Origin of the sequence: Massilia sp. CT11-137 (genome assembly GCF_047302885.1) — a bacterium.
GTDB lineage: Bacteria > Pseudomonadota > Gammaproteobacteria > Burkholderiales > Burkholderiaceae_D > Telluria > Telluria orientalis.
Map to the genome: position 1 here is coordinate 173,247 of NZ_JBKYMP010000002.1, position 18,290 is coordinate 191,536.

The following is an 18,290-nucleotide window of genomic DNA, read 5'->3' on the forward strand; positions in this document are numbered from 1 at the left end:
GCTACCTCGACAGGACACGATCATGAAGCTCGAATCTTATTGGCTCGATACGGCACCGGCCTTTGCCGACGGCGCAGCGGAACCGGTGGCGGGGCACGCCGACGTGGTCGTGGTCGGGGCCGGCTTTACCGGGTTGTCGGCGGCGCTGACGCTGGCCCGGCGCGGCGCCTCGGTGCTGGTGCTGGAGGCGGGCCGCGTCGTCGGCGAAGCGTCGGGCCGCAACGGCGGGCACTGCAACAGCGGCACCGCGCACGATTTCGGGGCGCTCGCCGCCCGGCTCGGCGTCGACACGGCGCGCTCGTTCTACCAGGCCTACAACGCCGCCGTCGACACGGTCGAACACCTGGTCGCGCGGGAAGCCATCGACTGCGACTTCGCGCGCGTCGGCAAGCTCAAGCTGGCGGCCAAGCCGGAGCATTACGACAAGCTGGCGCGCAGTTGCGACGTGCTGCGGCGCGAGGTCGATCCGCACGTCGAGATGGTGTCCGCGGCGCGGATCCGCGACGAGGTCGCATCAAGCCAGTTCTACGGCGGCCTGCTGCAGAACACCAGCGCGCAAATGCACATGGGGAAATTCGGCGTCGGCCTGGCCCAGGCCGCCGCCCGTGCCGGTGCGCGCATTCATGAACACACCCCGGTGACGGGGCTCGACCACCTGCCGGCGGGCGGGTTCCGCGTCACCACCAGCCGCGGCGTCGTCCAGGCCGGCCAGGTGCTGCTGGCGACCGGTAATTCGCGCCAGGGGCCGTTTTCCTGGTTCCGCCGCCGCATGATCTCGGTGGGCAGCTTCATCATCGCGACCGAACCGCTGGATCCGGCGCTGCTCGGCCGCCTGCTGCCGCGGCGCCGCAACTACGTCACGTCCAGGAACATCGGCAATTACTTCCGCATCTCGCCGGACAACCGCCTGTTGTTCGGCGGGCGGGCGCGCTTCGCGCTGTCGAATCCGCGCTCGGACCAAAAGAGCGGCGTCGTCCTGCGCGCGGCCATGGAAAAGATGTTCCCGGCGCTGCGCGGGGTCGGCATCGACTATTGCTGGGGCGGCCTGGTCGACATGACGGCCGACCGCCTGCCGCGCGCAGGCGAGCACTGCGGGATGTACTACTCGACGGGCTACAGCGGACACGGCGTGCAGATGTCGGTCCACATGGGGCAGGTGATGGCCGACGTCATGGCCGGCCGCGCCGAACTGAACCCGTGGCGCCACCTGGAATGGCCGGCCGTGCCCGGGCATTTCGGCACACCCTGGTTCCTGCCGGTGGTGGGCGCGTATTACCGGCTGCAGGACTGGCTGCACTGAACAATTATTTCAAGACCAAGGAGACAATCATGAGCGACACACCATTCGACGCCGCCGGCGTTCCCGCAAGCGCCACGCGCCGTGACGTGATGCGCACGCTGCTGGCGGGCGGCATTCTGGCTTCCACCGCAGGCGGCCTGCTGACCTTCCCCGGCACCGCGCTGGCCCAGACCCCGCGCAAGGGCGGCCGGATCCGGGTCGCCATGGGGTCCGGATCGACGGCCGATACACTCGATCCCGCCAGGGGCAGCACCATCGCCGACTACGTGCGGCACTACATGTTCTACAGCTGCCTGACGACCATCGACGCGAAGCTCGCGCCGCAGATGGCGCTGGCCGAATCGGTCGACAGCAAGGACGGCACGCTGTGGACCGTCAAGCTGCGCAAGGACGTGCGCTTCCACGACGGGAAGGCGCTCGGTGCGGCGGACGTCGTGTACTCGCTGCTGCGCCACAAGAATCCCGCCAACGCGTCCAAGGTCAAGACCGTGGCCGACGAGTTCGCGGAGGTCAAGGCCACCGGCCCGCTCGAAGTGCAGATCAGGCTCAATTCGGCGAACGTCGACTTGCCGGCGCTGCTGGCCGCGTCCCATTTCGCCATCGTCAAGGACGGTACCACCGACTTCGCGACGGCGGTCGGCACCGGGCCCTACAAGTGCAAGGAATTCAGGCCGGGCGTGCGCTCGATCGGCGTGCGCAACGACGAGTACTGGAAGCCGGGCAAGCCCTACCTGGACGAGATCGAATATTTTTCGATCCCGGACGAGGCGGCCCGCGTCAACGCGCTGCTGTCGGGCGACGTGCAGTTGATCAACGGCGTGAACCCGCGCTCGGCGGCCAGTTTCTCGGGCTCCGGTTGCACGCTGTTCGAATCGAAGACGGGCCTGTACACCGACCTCATCATGCGCGACCAGCTCGGCCCGGTGAAGAACCCGAACTTCGTGCTGGCCATGAAATACATGCTGGACCGCGAACAGATCCGCAAGGTGGCAATGCGCGGCTACGGCACCATCGCCAACGACCAGCCGGTGCAGCCCGGCAACCGCTTCTATTTCGCCGGCCTGCCGCAGCGCAAGTTCGACCTGGACAAGGCCAAGTTCTACCTGAAGAAATCCGGCATGGCCGGCCGGACCCTGCCGATCGTGGCCTCGACCGCCGCCGGCGGCTCGGTCGACATGGCCCAGATCATCCAGCTGTCGGCGCAGAGGGCCGGCCTCAACCTGGACATCAAGCGCATGCCGCCGGACGGCTACTGGTCGAACCACTGGGCCAAGCACCCGATGTCGTTCGGGAATATCAATCCGCGCCAGACGGTCGACCTGATGTTCTCGCTGTTCTACAAATCCGATTCGCCGATGAACGTGTCGGGCTGGAAGAACGAGAAGTTCGACCAGCTGCTCGACCTGGCGCGCGGCGAAACCGATGAAGCCAGGCGCAAGCAGATGTACGGCGACATGCAGGTGCTCGTGCACGAACAGTGCGGCGTCGGCATCCCCATGTTCATCCACTCGCTCGACGGTCTCGGCAACAAGGTCAGGGGCTACGCCAGCCATCCGCTCGGCGGGATGATGGGCTATATGTTCGCCGACCAGATCTGGCTGGAAGCGTGATCATGAACGGGACCACCGTACGACTGGTATTGAACCGCGTGGGTGTCGGGGTGCTGACGCTGCTGGCGGTGTCGGTGGTGATCTTCACCATCACCAGCCTGCTGCCGGGCGACGCGGCGCAGGCGGCGCTTGGCCAGGAAGCGACGCCCGAGCTGGTGGCCGCGCTGCGGGCCAAGCTGGGGCTCGACCTGCCAGCCCACGTGCGCTACCTGCACTGGCTGGGCGGGCTGCTGACCGGCCATCCCGGCGTGGCCATGGCGAACGGCCTGCCGGTGACGGAGCTGATCGGCGGCCGCCTGCCGAACTCGCTGATGCTGGCGGCGGCCACCACCGTCGTCTCGGTGCCGCTCGCGCTGGCGCTCGGCATCCTGTCCGCGATGTACCGCGGCTCGCTGTTCGACCGCGTCGTCAGCGTGGCGACGGTGTGGACCGTCTCCGTGCCGGAGTTCCTGATCGCCACGCTGGCGGTGCTGCTGTTCGCCGTCAAGCTGCGCTGGCTGTCCGCGCTGTCGCACACCGACGATATCGCCACCTTCGGCCAATTCATGCGCGCCTATGCGTTGCCGGTCATGACCTTGTGCTGCGGGATCGTGGCGCAGATGGCGCGCATGACCCGCGCCGCCGTGATCGACCAGCTCAATGCGTCCTACGTCGAGATGGCGCGCCTGAAGGGGGTGCGTCCAGTGCGCATGGTGCTGTCCCACGCGCTGCCGAACGCGATCGGCCCGATCGCCAACGCGGTGGCGCTGTCGCTGTCCTACCTGATCGGCGGCGTGATCATCATCGAATCGATCTTCAACTATCCGGGCATCGCGAGCCTGATGGTCGATTCCGTCACCATGCGCGACATGCCCGTGGTGCAGGCCTGCGCGATGCTGTTCTGCGCCGGCTACCTGGTGCTGCTGACCGTGGCGGACGTGTGCGCAATCGTTTCCAACCCAAGGTTAAGAAAATGAAGACCTCCGTGATTTCTCCCATCGTCCGGCGCAAGCCGCGCCGGCACCTGCCGCTGGCCGGCCTGATCGGCTGCGCCGTCTTCGCGTTCTGGCTGCTGATGGCCGTGGCCGGCCCGTACCTGGCCCCGGACGACGCCGGCGGCGTCGGCGACGACGTGTTCGCGCCGCTCAGCGCGCTGCATCCTCTCGGCACCGACTACCTCGGCCGCGACATGCTGAGCCGCATCCTCCACGGCGCGCCGTACACGATCGGCCTGGCGCTGGCCGCCGTGCTGGTGGCCAGCGTCGGCGGCACCGTGCTCGCGATGTGCGCCGCGGCGGCGGGCGGCTGGTTCGACGCCATCGTCAGCCGCATCGTCGACACCATGCTCAGCATCCCGCACAAGCTGCTGGCGCTGATCATCGTCGCCGGCTTCGGCACGTCGGTGCCGCTGCTGATCCTGACGGCCGGCATCGGCTACATGCCGGGCGCCTACCGCATCGCGCGCGCGCTGGCCGTGAACGTGCAGGCGATGGACTACGTGCAGGCGGCGCGGGCGCGCGGCGAGGGCATGGCCTATATCACTTGCCGCGAAATGCTGCCGAACATGATTCGGCCCGTGCTGGCCGACTTCGGCCTGCGCTTCCTGTTCATCGTGCTGCTGCTCAGCGGCCTGTCGTTCCTGGGACTCGGCATCCAGCCGCCGCATGCGGACTGGGGTTCGCTGGTGCGCGAAAACATCATCGGCCTGTCCGAGGGCGCGCCGGCCGTCGTCATGCCGGCCATCGCCATCGCCACGCTGACCATCGCCGTCAACATGGCCATCGACGGCCTGGCAGGCCGCAAACGCCGCGGCAGGGAGGGCTGACATGGACACGAACACGATCGTCAAGGTGGCTGGCCTTCGGGTCACGGCGCGCAACGACATGGACGAGGAGGTGCCCATCGTCCACGGCGCGGATTTTTCGATTCAACGGGGCGAGGTGCTGGCGCTGATCGGCGAGTCCGGCTCCGGCAAGACCACCATCGCGCTGGCGCTGATGGGCTATGCCCGCGCCGGCTGCCGCCTGGCCGGCGGCGACGTGACCGTGGCCGGCAACCGCATGCTGGCGATGAGCGAGAGCCAGTTGGCGGGACTGCGCGGCCGCACGGTGGCGTACATCGCGCAGAGCGCCGCCGCCGCGTTCAACCCGTCCAAGCGGCTGATGGACCAGGTTGTCGAGAGCGCCCTGATCCACAAGGTGATGCCGCGCGCCGAGGCCGAAGCCAGGGCGGTCGAGCTGTTCCGCGCGCTGGCATTGCCCGATCCGGAGCGGATCGGCCAGCGCTACCCGCACCAGGTGTCCGGCGGGCAGCTGCAGCGCGTGATGGCGGCCATGGCCCTGATCACCGATCCCGCCCTGGTGATCCTGGACGAGCCGACCACCGCGCTCGACGTGACGACGCAGATCGAGGTGCTGCGCGCGTTCAAGAAGGTGGTCAAGGAGCGCGGCAGCACGGCCGTCTACGTGTCGCACGATCTCGCCGTCGTCGCGCAGATGGCGGACCGCATCGTGGTGCTGCGCGACGGCGAGATCCGCGAATCGGGGCCGACCGCGCAGATCCTGTCCGCACCCGCCCATCCCTACACGAAGAGCCTCCTGGCGGCGATCGCCCCGAAGCCGGCGGCCGCGGCCGTGCGCGACCCGAAGACCGCGCACGACCATCCGCTGCTGGAGGTGCGCGGCCTGCACGCGGCCTACGGTACCGCGCGGCGCGGGGCGCCCGTCAAATGCGTGCTGGACGACGTCAACCTGGTGATTCCGCGCGGCGCCACGATCGGCGTGATCGGCGAATCCGGTTCCGGCAAGACGACGCTGGCGCGCGCCATCGCCGGCATGGTGGCGCCGTCCGAAGGCGAGATCCTCCTGGACGGCAAGCGCCTCGCGCCCACGCTGGAGGGACGCACGCGCGAGCAGTTCCGCCGCATCCAGTTCGTGTTCCAGAACGCCGACACGGCGCTTAATCCGCAACACAGCATCGGGCGCATCCTCGCCCGTCCGCTCGAGTTCTACCACGGCATGCGCGGCGAGGCATGCCGCAAGCGCGTGCTGCAGCTGCTCGACCTGGTGCGCCTGCCGGCCGCGGTGGCCGACCGCCTGCCGGGCGAACTGTCCGGCGGCCAGAAGCAGCGCATCAACCTGGCGCGCGCGCTGGCCGCGCAGCCCGACCTGATCCTGTGCGACGAGGTCACCTCCGCGCTCGACACCGTGGTCGGCGCCGCCATCATCGAACTGATGGCCGAGCTGCGCAAGGAGTTGAACGTGTCCTACATGTTCATCAGCCACGACATCGGCACCGTGCGCGCCATCTGCGACGAGATCGTCGTCCTGTACGCGGGCCGCAAGGTCGAGGCGCGCAAGCGCGAGGCGCAGGCGCTGCCGCCATTCCATCCATATTCGCATCTGCTGATCTCGTCCGTGCCGGCGCTGCGCCGCGGCTGGCTGGAAGAGGTGGCGGGCGCCACGCCGGCGGCGCTGCCGCCGCTGACGCCGAACGGAGCGGCGCGCGCCATGTGCGCCTTCGTGGACCGCTGCGCGCTGCGCGTCGACGGCATGTGCAACCGCCTGCCGCCGCCGCGCCAGATGCTCGACGATGGCGGCAGCATCCTGTGCCACCGTCCGGAAGCCGAGCTGCGCGCCATCCAGGCGCCGCTGCGCGTCGTCGAAGGAGACGTCGCATGAGCAGCCGCTTCGTACGACTGGCCGAGACGGGCCGCGCGCGGGTGCGCATCGTGATCGACGGGCACCCGGTCGAGGCGCTCGCCGGCGACACGCTGATGGTCGCCATGCTCGACAACGTGCGCCAGCTGCGCGAGTCCGAATTCGGCGACGGCCGGCGCGCCGGCTTCTGCCTGATGGGCGCCTGCCAGGATTGCTGGGTCTGGACCGCCGACGGCCGCCGCCTGCGCGCCTGTACCACCGTCGTGGCGGACGGCATGAACCTCGTGACGACACAACCGGAGGCGACATGGCCCAACCTCGCGTAATCATCGTCGGCGCCGGCCCCGCGGGCGTGCGCTGCGCCGAAATCCTCGTCGCGGCCGGCCTGCATCCGACCGTCGTCGACGAAAACCGCCGCGACGGCGGCCAGATCTACCGCCGCCAGCCCGACAACTTCACCCGCCCGTACGCGAAGCTGTACGGCACCGAAGCCGAACGCGCCCGGTCGCTGCACGCGAGTTTCGACGCGTTGCGCGGCAAGATCGACTACCTGCCGGAGACGCTGGCGTGGAACATCTTCCAGCGCGAGCTGCATGTCACCGACCAGCGCACGTCGCGCGCCTTGCCGTACGACGCGCTGGTGATCTGTTCCGGCGCGACCGACCGCCTGATGCCGGTGAAAGGCTGGCACCAGGCGGGCACCTACAGCCTGGGCGCGGCGCAGATCGCGCTGAAGGCGCAAGCGTGCGCGATCGGGCGTCGCGTCGTGTTCATGGGCACAGGGCCGCTGCTGTACCTGGTGGCGTCGCAGTACGTGAAGGCGGGCGCCGGCGTGGCGGCGGTGCTCGACACGTCGCCCTTCATGCGGCGCGTGGCCGCGCTGCCGAAGCTGATGGCGCGGCCGTCCGTGCTGCGCAACGGCCTGGCGCTCGCCCGGGAATTGAAGCGGGCCGGCGTGCAGGTGCTGACCGGCATCGTGCCCGTGGAAATCACGGGTTCGCCCGACACCGGCGTGCAGGGCGTGGTCGTGCGCGACAAGGGGGGCCGCGAACTTGCCTTCGACTGCGACGCGGTGGCGATGGGCTACCACCTGCGTCCCGAGACGCAGCTGGCCGACCTGGCGCGCTGCGCTTTCCGCTTCGACCAGGAGACGCGCCAGTGGCTGCCCGCCGTGGGCGAGGACGGACGCACGTCGGTACCTGGCGTCTATCTCGCCGGCGACGGCATGAACGTGCTGGGCGCCGATGCCGCCGAGATCGGCGGACGCCTGGCGGCGCTGGCCGTGCTGACGGATTTGAAGTTCACGGTCGCGCAGGACGAAGTGCGGACGCTCCGTGCGCAACAGGCAAGGATGGAGCGTTTCCGCCAGGGCCTGGCGCAAGCGTTCCCCTGGCCCGCGCAGCAGGCGGCGGCGCTGCCGGACGACGCCATCGTCTGCCGTTGCGAAGCCGTCACGGCGGGCGAACTGCGCCGCACGGTCTCGGAGATGGGGGCATGCGAAGCGAACCGCGCCAAGGCGCTGTGCCGCGTCGGCATGGGCCGCTGCCAGGGACGGTATTGCGGGCACGCCGGCGCGGAAGTCATCGCCCATGCGGCCGGCGTGCCGGTGGAACTGGTGGGACGCCTGCGTGGCCAGGCGCCGGTGAAGCCGCTGTCGATGGCGGTGCGGGAGGAAGTGGAATGAGTGCGTTGAAAGCGGATGTCATCATCGTCGGCGGCGGCATCATGGGTGCCTCCAGCGCCTTCTTCCTGCGGCAGCGCGGCATGTCCGTCGTCCTGCTCGAGCGGGGATTGATCGGTCAGCAGGCCAGCGGCGTCAACTTCGGCAACACGCGCCGGATGGGCCGCCCCATCGAGCAGCTGCCGCTGGCGAACCGCGCGCGCGCGATCTGGCTGAAGTTCAAGGAATTGTTCGGTGCGGACGTCGAGCTCCTGCTGAACGGCCACCTGCGCGTGGGCGTCACGCCGGTGCACGAGGAACGCATGGTGAAGTATGCGGAGGATGCCGGGTCGTTCGGCATCGGCATGCAGATGCTGGGCGCGAAAACGCTGCACGAGCGCTTTCCGTACCTCGGGCCGGACATCACCGCGGGGTGCTACGCCCCTCACGACGGGCATGCGAATCCCCGCCTGGCGGCGCCGGCCATCGGCCGTGCGGCGGTACGCGCCGGCGTGCAGGTGTTCGAAAACACCGAGATGACGAGCCTGGAAAAGGACGGCGCGGACTTCGTCGCGACCACCGCGGATGGCCGCACCTTCCGCGCGCCCGTGGCCCTCGTCACGGCCGGCGCCTGGGGCAATCGCATCAGCACGCACTTCGGCGAACCGGTGCCGATGATCGCCAGGGCGCCGCAGATGTGCGTCACCGAACCCGTGCCTTACGCGATCCGGCCGACCATCGGTGCGATGGCGGACACGTTCGAGCAGGTCGTCTATTTCCGCCAGGTTGCGCGCGGCAACATCGTCATCGGCGGCGGCGGCCATGAACCGGCGGACATCGAGAGCCGGCGCTCGTACGTGAACCCGGCCCGGACGCTGTACAAGCTGAAGAGCGCACCGGGCGTGATGCCGGCATTCGAGCACCTGCACATCATCCGCGTCTGGAGCGGAATCGAGGGCTACATGGACGACAGCCGGCCCGCGATGGGACCGAGCGCGCGCGTACCCGGCCTGTTCTATGCGTTCGGCTTTTCCGGCGAAGGCTTCCAGCTGGGGCCGGGCGTGGGCGAGGTGATGGCGGAACTGATCGCCACGGGCGCCACGAGCACGCCGATCGAGTGTTACCACATCGGACGGTTCGCCACGCCGGTCGCGAACGCGGCGTGAACCTCATTCTCATCAACATTCAATGCAAGCCACCATCATGTCTCGAGCTACCATCACGTCGAATTTCCAGCAAGCCGCAGTTGCCGTCCCGGTCCATACGCCATCCTTCGTCGACCTGCGCAAGTTCGCGCAGGACCCGGCCCAGGGCATCGCCGTGACCGCGCCGGCGGGAGAAGACCGCTTCCTCGCCAGCCGCCGCGTCCTGGACTGGGCGCCCGGCCCGGTCACGGCGGGCGTCATTACGCTCGACGCCGGCAACGGCGCCGTACAGTCTCTCGCGGCGGACGAATTCATCATCGTCCACCAGGGCAGCCTGACCCTGGCGCAGCAGGGTACGTCCGTCACGCTGGGGGCGAACCAGAGTGCGATTCTCAAGCATGACGCGGCATTCGCCTGGTCCGCGCAAGGACCCGTGTCGCTGATCTTCGTCCGCTACAACAAGAGCCGGGCGGGCGACGGCGCGATCGTGCCGATCAGGGAAAATCCGGAGATGGGCCCGTCGGCCGGCGGCCCGTCGCCCGACCTGTTGCTGACGCCCACGCCGCTGTGCCGCAACCACACCGACTACAAGTCCGAAGACGGGGAATTCACGTGCGGCACGTGGGACTCGACGCCCTATGCCCGCCGTGCACTGTACTTCCGCCACATGGAACTGATGTATCTGCTGGAAGGGAGCGTGACCTTCGTCGATGAAGCAGGCCGCAGCGGCACGTTCTCGAAGGGCGACATCTTCCTCATCGAGCAGAAGGCGTCGTGCACCTGGGACAGCCGCGAGCACGTGGCGAAGCTGTACGTGATCTACCGTCCGGCCTGACATGGAGAAGATCGTGACAGCCTTGTCGGGATGCGGCGCGGAGGCCCCATGACCTTCCTGTACAAAGCCGATCCGGTCCGCGGGGCCGTCTGGGCGGAACGGTTTGCCCGCAAGATGCCGGCGCTGCCATTCCGCACCTGGCCCGACGTCGGCGATCCGCACGCCGTGCGCTACCTGGCCGCGTGGGAACCGCCGGCGGACCTGGCGAACCGGTTTCCGAACCTGGAAGTCCTGTTCTCGACCGGTGCCGGCACCGACCAGTTCGACCTGTCCGCCATCCCCGCGACGGTGGCCGTGGTGCGCATGGTCGAGCCGGGCATCGTCGGCGGGATGGTCGAATACGTCACGCTGGCCGTGCTGTCCATCCACCGGGACTGGCGTACCTACCTCGACCAGCAGCGGGCAGGGCACTGGCAGCCGCATCGCGTGTATCCCGCCGCCGCGCGGCGCGTCGGCGTGCTGGGCCTGGGCGTGCTGGGCCGCGCGGTACTGGCCAGCCTGCGCGGCCTCGGTTTCGATTGCGCCGGCTGGAGCCGGTCGCCGCAGCAGATCGACGGCGTCGACTGCCATGCGGGCCCGGAAGGGTTGCCGCACTTCCTGGCGCGCACCGACATCCTCGTCTGCCTGCTGCCGCTGACGGACGACACGCGCGGCATCCTGTGCCGCCGCCTGTTCGACCGGCTGCCGCAAGGCGCCACCGTGATCAACGTGGGCCGCGGCGGGCATCTCGTGCAGCGCGACCTGTTGCAGGCGCTCGACACGGGGCAGGTCGGCCAGGCCATCCTGGACGTGTGCGAGCCCGAACCGCTGCCGCGCGGCGATCCGTTGTGGACGCATCCGCGCGTGGTGCTGACGCCGCATGTCGCCAGCATGACGCAGCCGGAGACCGCGGCCGACGCGGTCATCGACAACCTCCGGCGGCATTGGGAAGGGTTACCGATGAGCGGCCTGGTCGACCGGTCGCTCGGTTACTGATATCGAAAGGAACGCAATGAAAACGCTGTTACTCAAAAAGGAAGAAGTCGCCCAGCTGATCTGCATGCGCGAAGTCATCGCCGCCGTGGAGGAAGCTTTCGTGGCGTTCAGCGGCGGACAGGTCGAGCAACCCGACTATATCGGCATCCACCTGCCTCCCCCGCGCGGGGAAATCGACTTCAAGCTCGGCTACTACCGGGCCAACGAGGTGATTTCGATGAAGGCGTCGTCCGGCGGATTTCCGGACAACCCCAGGACATACGGTCTGCCCACCAACATGGGGACCATCCTGCTGTTCGACGGGCAAACCTGTGCGCTGACGTGCGTGATGGACGGGAGCCTGATCACCGGCCTCAGGACCGGTGCGGCCGGCGCCGTGTCGGTCAAGGCCCTGGCCAGGAAGGATGCGAAAACGGTCACGTCGATCGGTACGGGCATCCAGGCCAGGCTGCAGATCCGGGCGATCAGCGAGGTCATGGCCATCGAGGAGATCCACGCCTGGGACAACCATCCCGAGACGCTGGCGAAGTACAAGGCCGATATCGAAAGGGAGTTCGGCATTCCCGTCGTCATGGCGGCGTCGAAGGAGGACGCGGTGCGCCGGGCCGACATTCTCGTGACCACGACTCGCGGCAAAGGAACGCTGGTCGAAGCCGGTTGGGTAAAGCCCGGCACGCACATCGTGGCCATCGGGACGGACCAGCAAGGCAAACAGGAATTCGAACCGGAGATCTTCCGCAACGCGAAGATCGTCAATGATTCCATCGCGCAGTGCGTCACGAAGGGCGAAACCTGGCATCCGCTGAACGCGCACATCATCACGAAGGACGACATTCACGGGGAAATCGGCGAGATCCTGGCGGGGAAAAAACCGGGCCGGGAGAACGACGACGAGATCACGATCTTCGATTCCACGGGCATGGCCATCCAGGACAACACCACCGCGTCGCGGATCTACCGGAATGCGCTGGAAAACGGGGTCGGCACCTTCTTCGAATTCTTCACGCAACCTCCAGAAAGACACCATGCGTAACTACCCCACCATCCAGGATATCCGGGAAGCCCGGGAACGGCTGAAACCCCACATCCGTCACACGCCGCTGTTACGTGCGGAGAAGATGGAAAAGGCCCTCGGCTGCCAGCTCTGGCTCAAGCCGGAAACCCTGCAGATCACGGGCGCATTCAAGATCAGGGGCGCCCTGAACACGGCGCTGGCGCTCCCCCGGGACGCCGTGGCGAACGGCCTGATCGCCACGTCGTCGGGCAACCATGCCCAAGGACTCGCGTACGCGGCGCGCATGCTGGGCGTGAAAGCGTTCCTGGTGCTGCCGGCCAGCGCGCCTGAGGTCAAGATCGCCAACACGAGGGCGCTCGGGGCGGAAGTCATCCTGTTCGACGGCGATAACGCGGCCCGCTGGAAAAAGACGTATGAAATCGCCGAAGAAAACGGGTACGCGGTGATCCACGGTTTCGAAGACCCGCTGGTGATGGCGGGCCAGGGCACGATCGGTTGCGAAATTCTGGACGACCTCCAGGACGTCGACACGGTCATCGTGCCGCTGGGCGGCGGCGGCCTCATTTCCGGGATCGCCACCGCCATCAAGGAAACGAAACCGTCGGTGCGGGTCATCGGCGCCGAGCCGGCCCTGACGCCGAAGTACTTCCACAGCAGGATCAACGGGGAACGCACGTCGCTGCCGTTGAAGGACACCGTTGCGGACGGCTTGCGGCTCAGCGTCCCCGGGCGGAATCCGTATCCCATCATCGAGAAGTACGTGGACGAGATCGTGCTGGTGGACGACGCGCATATCGTCGCGGGCATGCGCATGCTCGCCAACGATGCGAAATTGATCGCCGAGCCGGCGGCGTCCATCGGTATCGGCGCCTTGCTGGGTGGTGCGGTCGCCGTCCGGCCGGACGAGAAAGTGTGCGCGGTTTTAAGCGGCGGGAACTGGGATTTGTGCGACCTCGCCGCGATCTACCAGCGCGCCGAATAATGTCCCCGTACAGCACAGCATATTCCGCCGTCAGGCACGGTGATTTCGCAGTGTTCATGTTGTTGGCCCGCCGTCTTTCGAGAAAAAGTGCCGAGGGAGCAGCCTTAAATTGATGGGTGTGGAGCGGATGATCGCGAGCTCATTCAAGCAGGTTTTTCAACCCGCTCAAGCCACGTCCAAAACATAATTTAAGGAGACAATCATGAAAAAAATCCTGCTTGCGGCGGCGGTGTGCAGTGCCGTTGCCGGTCCCGCCTCGGCGCAATCGACGACCACGGTTTACGGCCTGATCAACATCGGCCTGGTGTATTCGAAATCGGACGTGGCGCCCACGCGCTGGGGTGTCGACCCCGGCGGCTGGTGGGGCTCCCGCCTCGGCTTCCGCGGCTCGGAAGACCTGGGCAACGGCCTGTCCGTCATCTACCAGCTCGAAAACGGGTTCAGCCCCGACACGGGCACCGCGGGCCAGAGCGGACGCATCTTCGGCCGCCAGTCGTGGGTGGGCCTGAAAGGCGATTTCGGCACGGTGCGTTTCGGCCGCACCTGGACGCCGTCCTACTGCCTGCTGACCGACGTCATCGATCCGTTCGAGGACGGCATGTCGGGCGCGGCCGAATCGTTCTTCGGTCGCAACATCTATGCCGCGATCGACATCCGCACGCAGAACGCCATCTTCTACGCGAAACAGGTCGGCGGGCTGAAGGGCGAGGTCTCGTATGCGTTCGGCGAGACGGCCGGCAATACGTCGGCCAACCGCCAAATCAGCGGCGCCTTCACCTATACCGTCGGCCGCTTGAAGGTGGCGTACGGCTACCAGAACAACAACGACGCCAACGGCAGCGGGGCGGCCAAGCTGCGCTTCGTCGGCGGCAACTATGACTTCGGCGTGGCCAAGCTGCATTTCGGCCTCGACCGGCAGCAAACGGACGCCGCCGGCCTGGCGCCGGTGGACGCGAGCGACCTGCTGGTCGGCCTGACGATCCCGGCCGGCGGCGGACGTATCCTGGCGTCGTACAACCGGCTGAACGACCGCTCGGTGCGCAATGCCGATACGGCGCAGTATGCGATCGGCTACACGTATGCGCTGTCCAAGCGTACCTCGCTGTTCACCTCCATCGGCCACATCGACCCCAACAACGCCAACCGCGCGGATTGGGGCATTCGCCACAGCTTCTGATCGCCCACAAATTCAGGGTCAGGTCTCTTTTTCGCGCAAGATCCTTGAGGTAAGGTCGAACGTCAGTCCATGGCGTCCGGCCTGTCACGCCTTGGGCGCGGGCGCTTGTTGTACAGCTGGACATTGATCCGAAATGTGCTCTGACCCCGGATTTTGGCCACAGATGTCGGGTGCAAAAAAAGCCTGCGTCCCCTCGCGGGGAGCAGGCGGACAGGCGACGGACGGTGGGGCTTACGCCAGGCCACCCTGGCAGCGGTACTTGGTTTGCGTGTAATCGTCCAGGCCGTAGCGCGAGCCCTCGCGGCCGTAGCCCGATTCCTTGACGCCGCCGAACGGCGCCGCTTCCGACGCCAGCACGCCCTCGTTGATGCCCACCAGGCCCGTCTCGAGCCGCTCGCTCACGCGCGCCACGCGCACGATGTCGCGCGAGTAGAAGTAGGCGGCGAGGCCGTACGGGGTGTCGTTGGCCAGCCGGACGACCTCGTCCTCGTCCGCGAAACGGAACAGCGGCACCACCGGACCGAAGGTTTCTTCCGACGCCAGCGCCATGTCGTGGCTGGCCTCCGCGATCACGGTCGGTGCGTAGTAATTCGGGCCGTCGGCGACGTCGTTGGCCAGGCGCTTGCCGCCGACGACCAACCGGCCGCCCCTGGCCAGCGCATCGCGCACGTGGGCTTCGATCTTGTCGACCGCGCGGGCGTTGATCATCGGGCCGATCTGCGCGTCTGCCCAGGTGGCCGGGCCGACACGCAGCGCTTCCACGCGGGCCGCCAGTTTTTGCGTGAACGCGGCATAGACCGCATCGTGCACGTAGACGCGGTTCGGGCTTACGCAGGTCTGCCCGCCGTTGCGGAACTTGGCCGCCATCAGGCCGTCGACCGCGGCATCCAGGTCGGCATCCTCGAACACGATGAACGGGGCATTGCCGCCGAGCTCGAGCGACAGGCGCTTCAGCGTGCCGGCCGATTCGCGCGCCAGGCGTTTGCCGACCGCGGTCGATCCCGTGAACGTGATCTTGCGGACCCTCGCGTCCTGCAGCCATGCGCCGACCACGTCCGCCACCCGGTCGCGCGACGTGGTCACGATATTCAGCACGCCGGCGGGAATCCCCGCTTCCTCTGCCAGCCTGACGAGCGCCAGCGCCGTCAGCGGCGTGTCTTCCGCCGGCTTGGCCACGACGGTGCAGCCGGCCGCGAGGGCCGGCGCGATCTTGCGGGCGATCATCGCCAGCGGGAAGTTCCACGGGGTGATGGCGGCCACGACGCCCACCGCTTCCCGCGTCACCGTCAGCTGCTTGCCGCGCACCTGTTCGGGGATGATGTCGCCGTAGCCGCGCACGGCTTCCTCGGCAAACCATTCGACGTAGGACGCGCCGTAGGCCACTTCGCCGCGCGCCTCGGCCAGCGGCTTGCCCTGTTCGCGCGAAATGAGCTTCGCCAGGTCGTCCGTGTTCGCCACGATCAGCGCGTGCCAGCGCTTGAGGAAGCGGGCACGTTCGCGCGCGGGCCGGGCGCGCCAGTCCGGCAGTGCGGCCTGCGCGGCGGCGACGGCCAGCAACGCGTCGTCCGCGCCGCTGGCGGGCACGGTGGCGACGTTCTCGTCCGAGGCCGGATCGGCGACGTCGTAGCGGACGCCGCTGCTGCTGTCGCGCCATTGTCCGTCGATGAAATTGTGCTCCTTGAGCAGGTCGGTGCGGGTCAGTGTCAGAGACATGGTCTTGAGTCCTTATGTGGAAGCGGGAAGGGGCCGGCAAAGAAAAGCGGCACCGTTTCATGGTAGGCCGGACCCCGCGGCAGGATCGTACGGACGGCGGGCGGCAAAGCGGCGGAAATTGCGAATTTCGCGCCGCGGCGGCATGTTGTGCCGTGGATCAGTCCAGCAATTGCCCCAGCCGCACGACGGTCACGCCGGGCCGCAGCTGGCGCAGCGACGGCATGACCAGCACGCAGTCCGGATAGGGCGTCGTGACCGGCTCGCCGTCGCGCCAGCCGATCACGGCACCGGCGTCCCGGAAGGTTTCCAGGCCGGTGTAGTCGGCGGCAAAGCGGAAGTCCATGCTGGACGCGACCACCGGCTCGGTGACGCGCACCACGCGCGTGGCGGCGGGTTGCGGCTGCAGCCACGCGGCCGGCAGGTCGGACGGTTCGACGACCCCGTGCAGCAGCAGGAAGCGGCCCGTGACGTCGCGGGCGACGTCCACCGCGCAGGCTTCCCAGTGCTGGCCGCATTCGACCAGCAGCGCGTTCTGCGGGCTGTCCGGATCGCCGAAGCCGGCATAGTCGCGCATGCGCCGGCCTTCCGGGTGGCCTTCGTCGCTGACGATCCAGGCTGGCGTGCCGAGTCGGCGCGCCAGCGCGATGCCCTTGTCCAGCGGGCCGCAGACCGACAGCGGCGCAGAGCGCTCGTGCATCGAATGCAGGTCGAGCAGGACGTCGACGGTATCGAGCACGGGCCGCAATTGCCGCGCGCGGCGCAGCTCGCAGGAATCGCGCGCGGCATCGTCGAGGATGGCCGCGGTCCACACGCGGTTGAGATCCTGGTCGACGAAGCGCGAGGCGTCGGGATGGGCCGGGTCGAAGCGCAGGTAGGCCTCGACGTTGGCGAATGCGAGCGTCAGCCTGCCCCGGCGCGGGCGAATGCCGAGGCCGAGCAGGTCCGCGACGGCGATGGCGCCGCACACCTCGTTGCCGTGGGTGAGCGCGTTGACCATCACGTGCGGACCCGGCACGCCGCTGTCGTACGTGTACAGGTACGGGATGCCGCCGTTGCCGGCGGCGTAGGGGCGCAGGTCCGGGAAGGCGACGTCGATCGGATAGGCGGACAGCGTGGCGGTGTCCATGGTCATGCCACCGCCACCGCCACCGCCACTGCCGCCGCGATGGCCTGGCCCACTTCCGTGGTCGAGGCCTGGCCGCCCAGGTCCGCCGTGTGCGGGCCGTCGCGCAGCACTTGCTGGATGGCGGCCAGGATGGCGTCGTGGGCCTGGCGCCCGGGGCCGCCGCCGGCATCGAGGAAGTCGAGCATCATGGCGCCCGACCAGATCATCCCGATCGGATTGGCGATGTTCTTGCCGTAGATGTCCGGTGCCGAGCCATGCACCGGCTCGAACAGCGACGGGAAGGCGCGTTCCGGATTCAGGTTGGCCGACGGCGCCAGGCCCAGCGTGCCGGTGCAGGCGGGACCGAGGTCGGACAGGATGTCGCCGAACAGGTTCGAGGCGACCACCACGTCGAAGCGCTGCGGCTGCAGCACGAAGCGCGCCGACAGGATGTCGATGTGCTGCTTGTCCCAGTCCACGTCGGGATACTGCGCCGCCATCGCGGCCGCGCGCCCGTCCCACCACGGCATGCTGACGGCCAGGCCGTTGCTCTTGGTGGCGACCGTGACGTGCCTGCGTTGCCGCTGCCGCGCCAGCTCGAAGGCGAAGCGCAGCACGCGGTCGCTGCCGATGCGCGAATGGACCGATTGCTGCATCACCACTTCGCGTTCGGTGCCTTCGTACATGATGCCGCCGACGGACGAGTACTCGCCCTCGGTATTCTCGCGCACGATCATGAAGTCGATGTCGCCCGGCCTGCGGTTGGCCAGCGGGCAGGGCACGCCGTCGAACAGGCGGGCCGGGCGCAGGTTGACGTACTGGTCGAATTCGCGCCGGAATTTCAGCAGCGAGCCCCACAGCGACACGTGGTCGGGCACGGCGGCGGGCCAGCCGGCGGCGCCGAAGTAGATCGCGTCCATGCCGGACAATTGCGCCTTCCAGTCGTCGGGCATCATCTTGCCGGTGGCCGCGTAGTAGTCGCAGCTGGCCCATTCGACGTGCTTGTATTCGAGCCGGATGCCGAACCGGCTGGCGGCGGCATCGAGCACGCGCAAGCCCTCGGGCATGACTTCCTTGCCGATGCCGTCACCCGGGATGACGGCGATGTTGTAGATGTGCTTCCCCATGAAGAACG

General features: G+C 68.0%; 16 protein-coding genes. 13 read left to right on the top strand and 3 right to left on the bottom strand.

Features of this window, described 5'->3' with window-relative positions; translation table 11 throughout:
- Positions 1–22 precede the first annotated feature (22 nt).
- The 13 genes from ACEN98_RS17515 (at position 23) to ACEN98_RS17575 (ending at position 14,337) form a co-directional block, all read left to right on the top strand.
- Entirely contained in the window at positions 23–1,300 is a 1,278-nt protein-coding gene (locus ACEN98_RS17515) for an NAD(P)/FAD-dependent oxidoreductase (protein ID WP_413386133.1), read from the top strand.
- Between the two features lie 29 nt (positions 1,301–1,329).
- A complete protein-coding gene (locus ACEN98_RS17520) occupies positions 1,330–2,910 on the top strand; it encodes an ABC transporter substrate-binding protein (RefSeq protein WP_413386135.1) in 1,581 nt (526 codons plus the stop codon).
- Positions 2,911–2,912: 2 nt separating this feature from the next.
- Complete coding sequence (locus ACEN98_RS17525; RefSeq protein WP_413386137.1) at positions 2,913–3,866, top strand: ABC transporter permease; 954 nt, start codon at positions 2,913–2,915, stop codon at positions 3,864–3,866.
- On the top strand, positions 3,863–4,714 hold the full coding sequence (locus tag ACEN98_RS17530) for an ABC transporter permease (RefSeq protein ID WP_413386138.1): 852 nt from the start codon (positions 3,863–3,865) through the stop codon (positions 4,712–4,714). Before ACEN98_RS17525 ends, ACEN98_RS17530 begins: the two co-directional genes overlap by 4 nt.
- Before the next feature lies 1 nt (position 4,715).
- On the top strand, positions 4,716–6,569 hold the full coding sequence (locus ACEN98_RS17535) for an ABC transporter ATP-binding protein (protein WP_413386140.1): 1,854 nt from the start codon (positions 4,716–4,718) through the stop codon (positions 6,567–6,569).
- Positions 6,566–6,874, top strand: a complete 309-nt coding sequence (locus tag ACEN98_RS17540; RefSeq protein ID WP_413339462.1) for a (2Fe-2S)-binding protein — start codon at positions 6,566–6,568, stop codon at positions 6,872–6,874. The genes ACEN98_RS17535 and ACEN98_RS17540 overlap by 4 nt, the downstream gene beginning before the upstream one ends.
- Complete coding sequence (locus tag ACEN98_RS17545) at positions 6,856–8,232, top strand: FAD-dependent oxidoreductase (protein ID WP_413386141.1); 1,377 nt, start codon at positions 6,856–6,858, stop codon at positions 8,230–8,232. Before ACEN98_RS17540 ends, ACEN98_RS17545 begins: the two co-directional genes overlap by 19 nt.
- The gene (locus tag ACEN98_RS17550) at positions 8,229–9,374 is read left to right on the top strand and encodes an NAD(P)/FAD-dependent oxidoreductase (protein ID WP_413386142.1); all 1,146 of its coding nucleotides are present in this window, start codon (positions 8,229–8,231) and stop codon (positions 9,372–9,374) included. The genes ACEN98_RS17545 and ACEN98_RS17550 overlap by 4 nt, the downstream gene beginning before the upstream one ends.
- A 37-nt stretch (positions 9,375–9,411) precedes the next feature.
- Positions 9,412–10,188: a cupin domain-containing protein gene (locus ACEN98_RS17555; RefSeq protein WP_413386143.1), complete on the top strand. Its 777-nt coding sequence runs from the start codon at positions 9,412–9,414 to the stop codon at positions 10,186–10,188.
- 48 nt (positions 10,189–10,236) lie between these two features.
- Positions 10,237–11,163 carry a 2-hydroxyacid dehydrogenase gene (locus ACEN98_RS17560; RefSeq protein ID WP_413386144.1) on the top strand — a complete coding sequence of 309 codons (927 nt, stop codon included), beginning with the start codon at positions 10,237–10,239 and terminating at the stop codon, positions 11,161–11,163.
- 16 nt (positions 11,164–11,179) lie between these two features.
- The gene (locus ACEN98_RS17565) at positions 11,180–12,196 is read left to right on the top strand and encodes an ornithine cyclodeaminase family protein (RefSeq protein WP_413386145.1); all 1,017 of its coding nucleotides are present in this window, start codon (positions 11,180–11,182) and stop codon (positions 12,194–12,196) included.
- A complete protein-coding gene (locus ACEN98_RS17570; protein WP_413386146.1) occupies positions 12,189–13,160 on the top strand; it encodes a threonine/serine dehydratase in 972 nt (323 codons plus the stop codon). The genes ACEN98_RS17565 and ACEN98_RS17570 overlap by 8 nt, the downstream gene beginning before the upstream one ends.
- A gap of 202 nt (positions 13,161–13,362) precedes the next feature.
- Positions 13,363–14,337 (top strand): porin, encoded by a 975-nt coding sequence (locus tag ACEN98_RS17575; RefSeq protein WP_413386147.1) that lies wholly within the window; start codon positions 13,363–13,365, stop codon positions 14,335–14,337.
- A 231-nt stretch (positions 14,338–14,568) separates the two neighbouring features.
- Here the strand turns inward: ACEN98_RS17575 and ACEN98_RS17580 are convergent, their stop codons facing one another.
- The 3 genes from ACEN98_RS17580 to ACEN98_RS17590 form a co-directional block, all read right to left on the bottom strand.
- Positions 14,569–16,050: an NAD-dependent succinate-semialdehyde dehydrogenase gene (locus ACEN98_RS17580; protein ID WP_413386148.1), complete on the bottom strand. Its 1,482-nt coding sequence runs from the start codon at positions 16,048–16,050 to the stop codon at positions 14,569–14,571.
- A 157-nt stretch (positions 16,051–16,207) separates the two neighbouring features.
- Complete coding sequence (locus ACEN98_RS17585; RefSeq protein ID WP_413386149.1) at positions 16,208–17,182, bottom strand: M14 family metallopeptidase; 975 nt, start codon at positions 17,180–17,182, stop codon at positions 16,208–16,210.
- Positions 17,179–18,282: a tartrate dehydrogenase gene (locus tag ACEN98_RS17590; RefSeq protein WP_413386150.1), complete on the bottom strand. Its 1,104-nt coding sequence runs from the start codon at positions 18,280–18,282 to the stop codon at positions 17,179–17,181. Before ACEN98_RS17590 ends, ACEN98_RS17585 begins: the two co-directional genes overlap by 4 nt.
- Between the last annotated feature and the right edge of the window lie 8 nt (positions 18,283–18,290).

What these genes read in the sequence shown, in the direction of transcription:
- ACEN98_RS17515 (WP_413386133.1), top strand. Translation starts at nt 23, where the DNA reads ATGAAGCTCGAATCTTATTGGCTCGATACGGCACCGGCCTTTGCCGAC.
- ACEN98_RS17520 (WP_413386135.1), top strand. Translation starts at nt 1,330, where the DNA reads ATGAGCGACACACCATTCGACGCCGCCGGCGTTCCCGCAAGCGCCACG.
- ACEN98_RS17525 (WP_413386137.1), top strand. Translation starts at nt 2,913, where the DNA reads ATGAACGGGACCACCGTACGACTGGTATTGAACCGCGTGGGTGTCGGG.
- ACEN98_RS17530 (WP_413386138.1), top strand. Translation starts at nt 3,863, where the DNA reads ATGAAGACCTCCGTGATTTCTCCCATCGTCCGGCGCAAGCCGCGCCGG.
- ACEN98_RS17535 (WP_413386140.1), top strand. Translation starts at nt 4,716, where the DNA reads ATGGACACGAACACGATCGTCAAGGTGGCTGGCCTTCGGGTCACGGCG.
- ACEN98_RS17540 (WP_413339462.1), top strand. Translation starts at nt 6,566, where the DNA reads ATGAGCAGCCGCTTCGTACGACTGGCCGAGACGGGCCGCGCGCGGGTG.
- ACEN98_RS17545 (WP_413386141.1), top strand. Translation starts at nt 6,856, where the DNA reads ATGGCCCAACCTCGCGTAATCATCGTCGGCGCCGGCCCCGCGGGCGTG.
- ACEN98_RS17550 (WP_413386142.1), top strand. Translation starts at nt 8,229, where the DNA reads ATGAGTGCGTTGAAAGCGGATGTCATCATCGTCGGCGGCGGCATCATG.
- ACEN98_RS17555 (WP_413386143.1), top strand. Translation starts at nt 9,412, where the DNA reads ATGTCTCGAGCTACCATCACGTCGAATTTCCAGCAAGCCGCAGTTGCC.
- ACEN98_RS17560 (WP_413386144.1), top strand. Translation starts at nt 10,237, where the DNA reads ATGACCTTCCTGTACAAAGCCGATCCGGTCCGCGGGGCCGTCTGGGCG.
- ACEN98_RS17565 (WP_413386145.1), top strand. Translation starts at nt 11,180, where the DNA reads ATGAAAACGCTGTTACTCAAAAAGGAAGAAGTCGCCCAGCTGATCTGC.
- ACEN98_RS17570 (WP_413386146.1), top strand. Translation starts at nt 12,189, where the DNA reads ATGCGTAACTACCCCACCATCCAGGATATCCGGGAAGCCCGGGAACGG.
- ACEN98_RS17575 (WP_413386147.1), top strand. Translation starts at nt 13,363, where the DNA reads ATGAAAAAAATCCTGCTTGCGGCGGCGGTGTGCAGTGCCGTTGCCGGT.
- ACEN98_RS17580 (WP_413386148.1), bottom strand. Translation starts at nt 16,050, where the DNA reads ATGTCTCTGACACTGACCCGCACCGACCTGCTCAAGGAGCACAATTTC.
- ACEN98_RS17585 (WP_413386149.1), bottom strand. Translation starts at nt 17,182, where the DNA reads ATGACCATGGACACCGCCACGCTGTCCGCCTATCCGATCGACGTCGCC.
- ACEN98_RS17590 (WP_413386150.1), bottom strand. Translation starts at nt 18,282, where the DNA reads ATGGGGAAGCACATCTACAACATCGCCGTCATCCCGGGTGACGGCATC.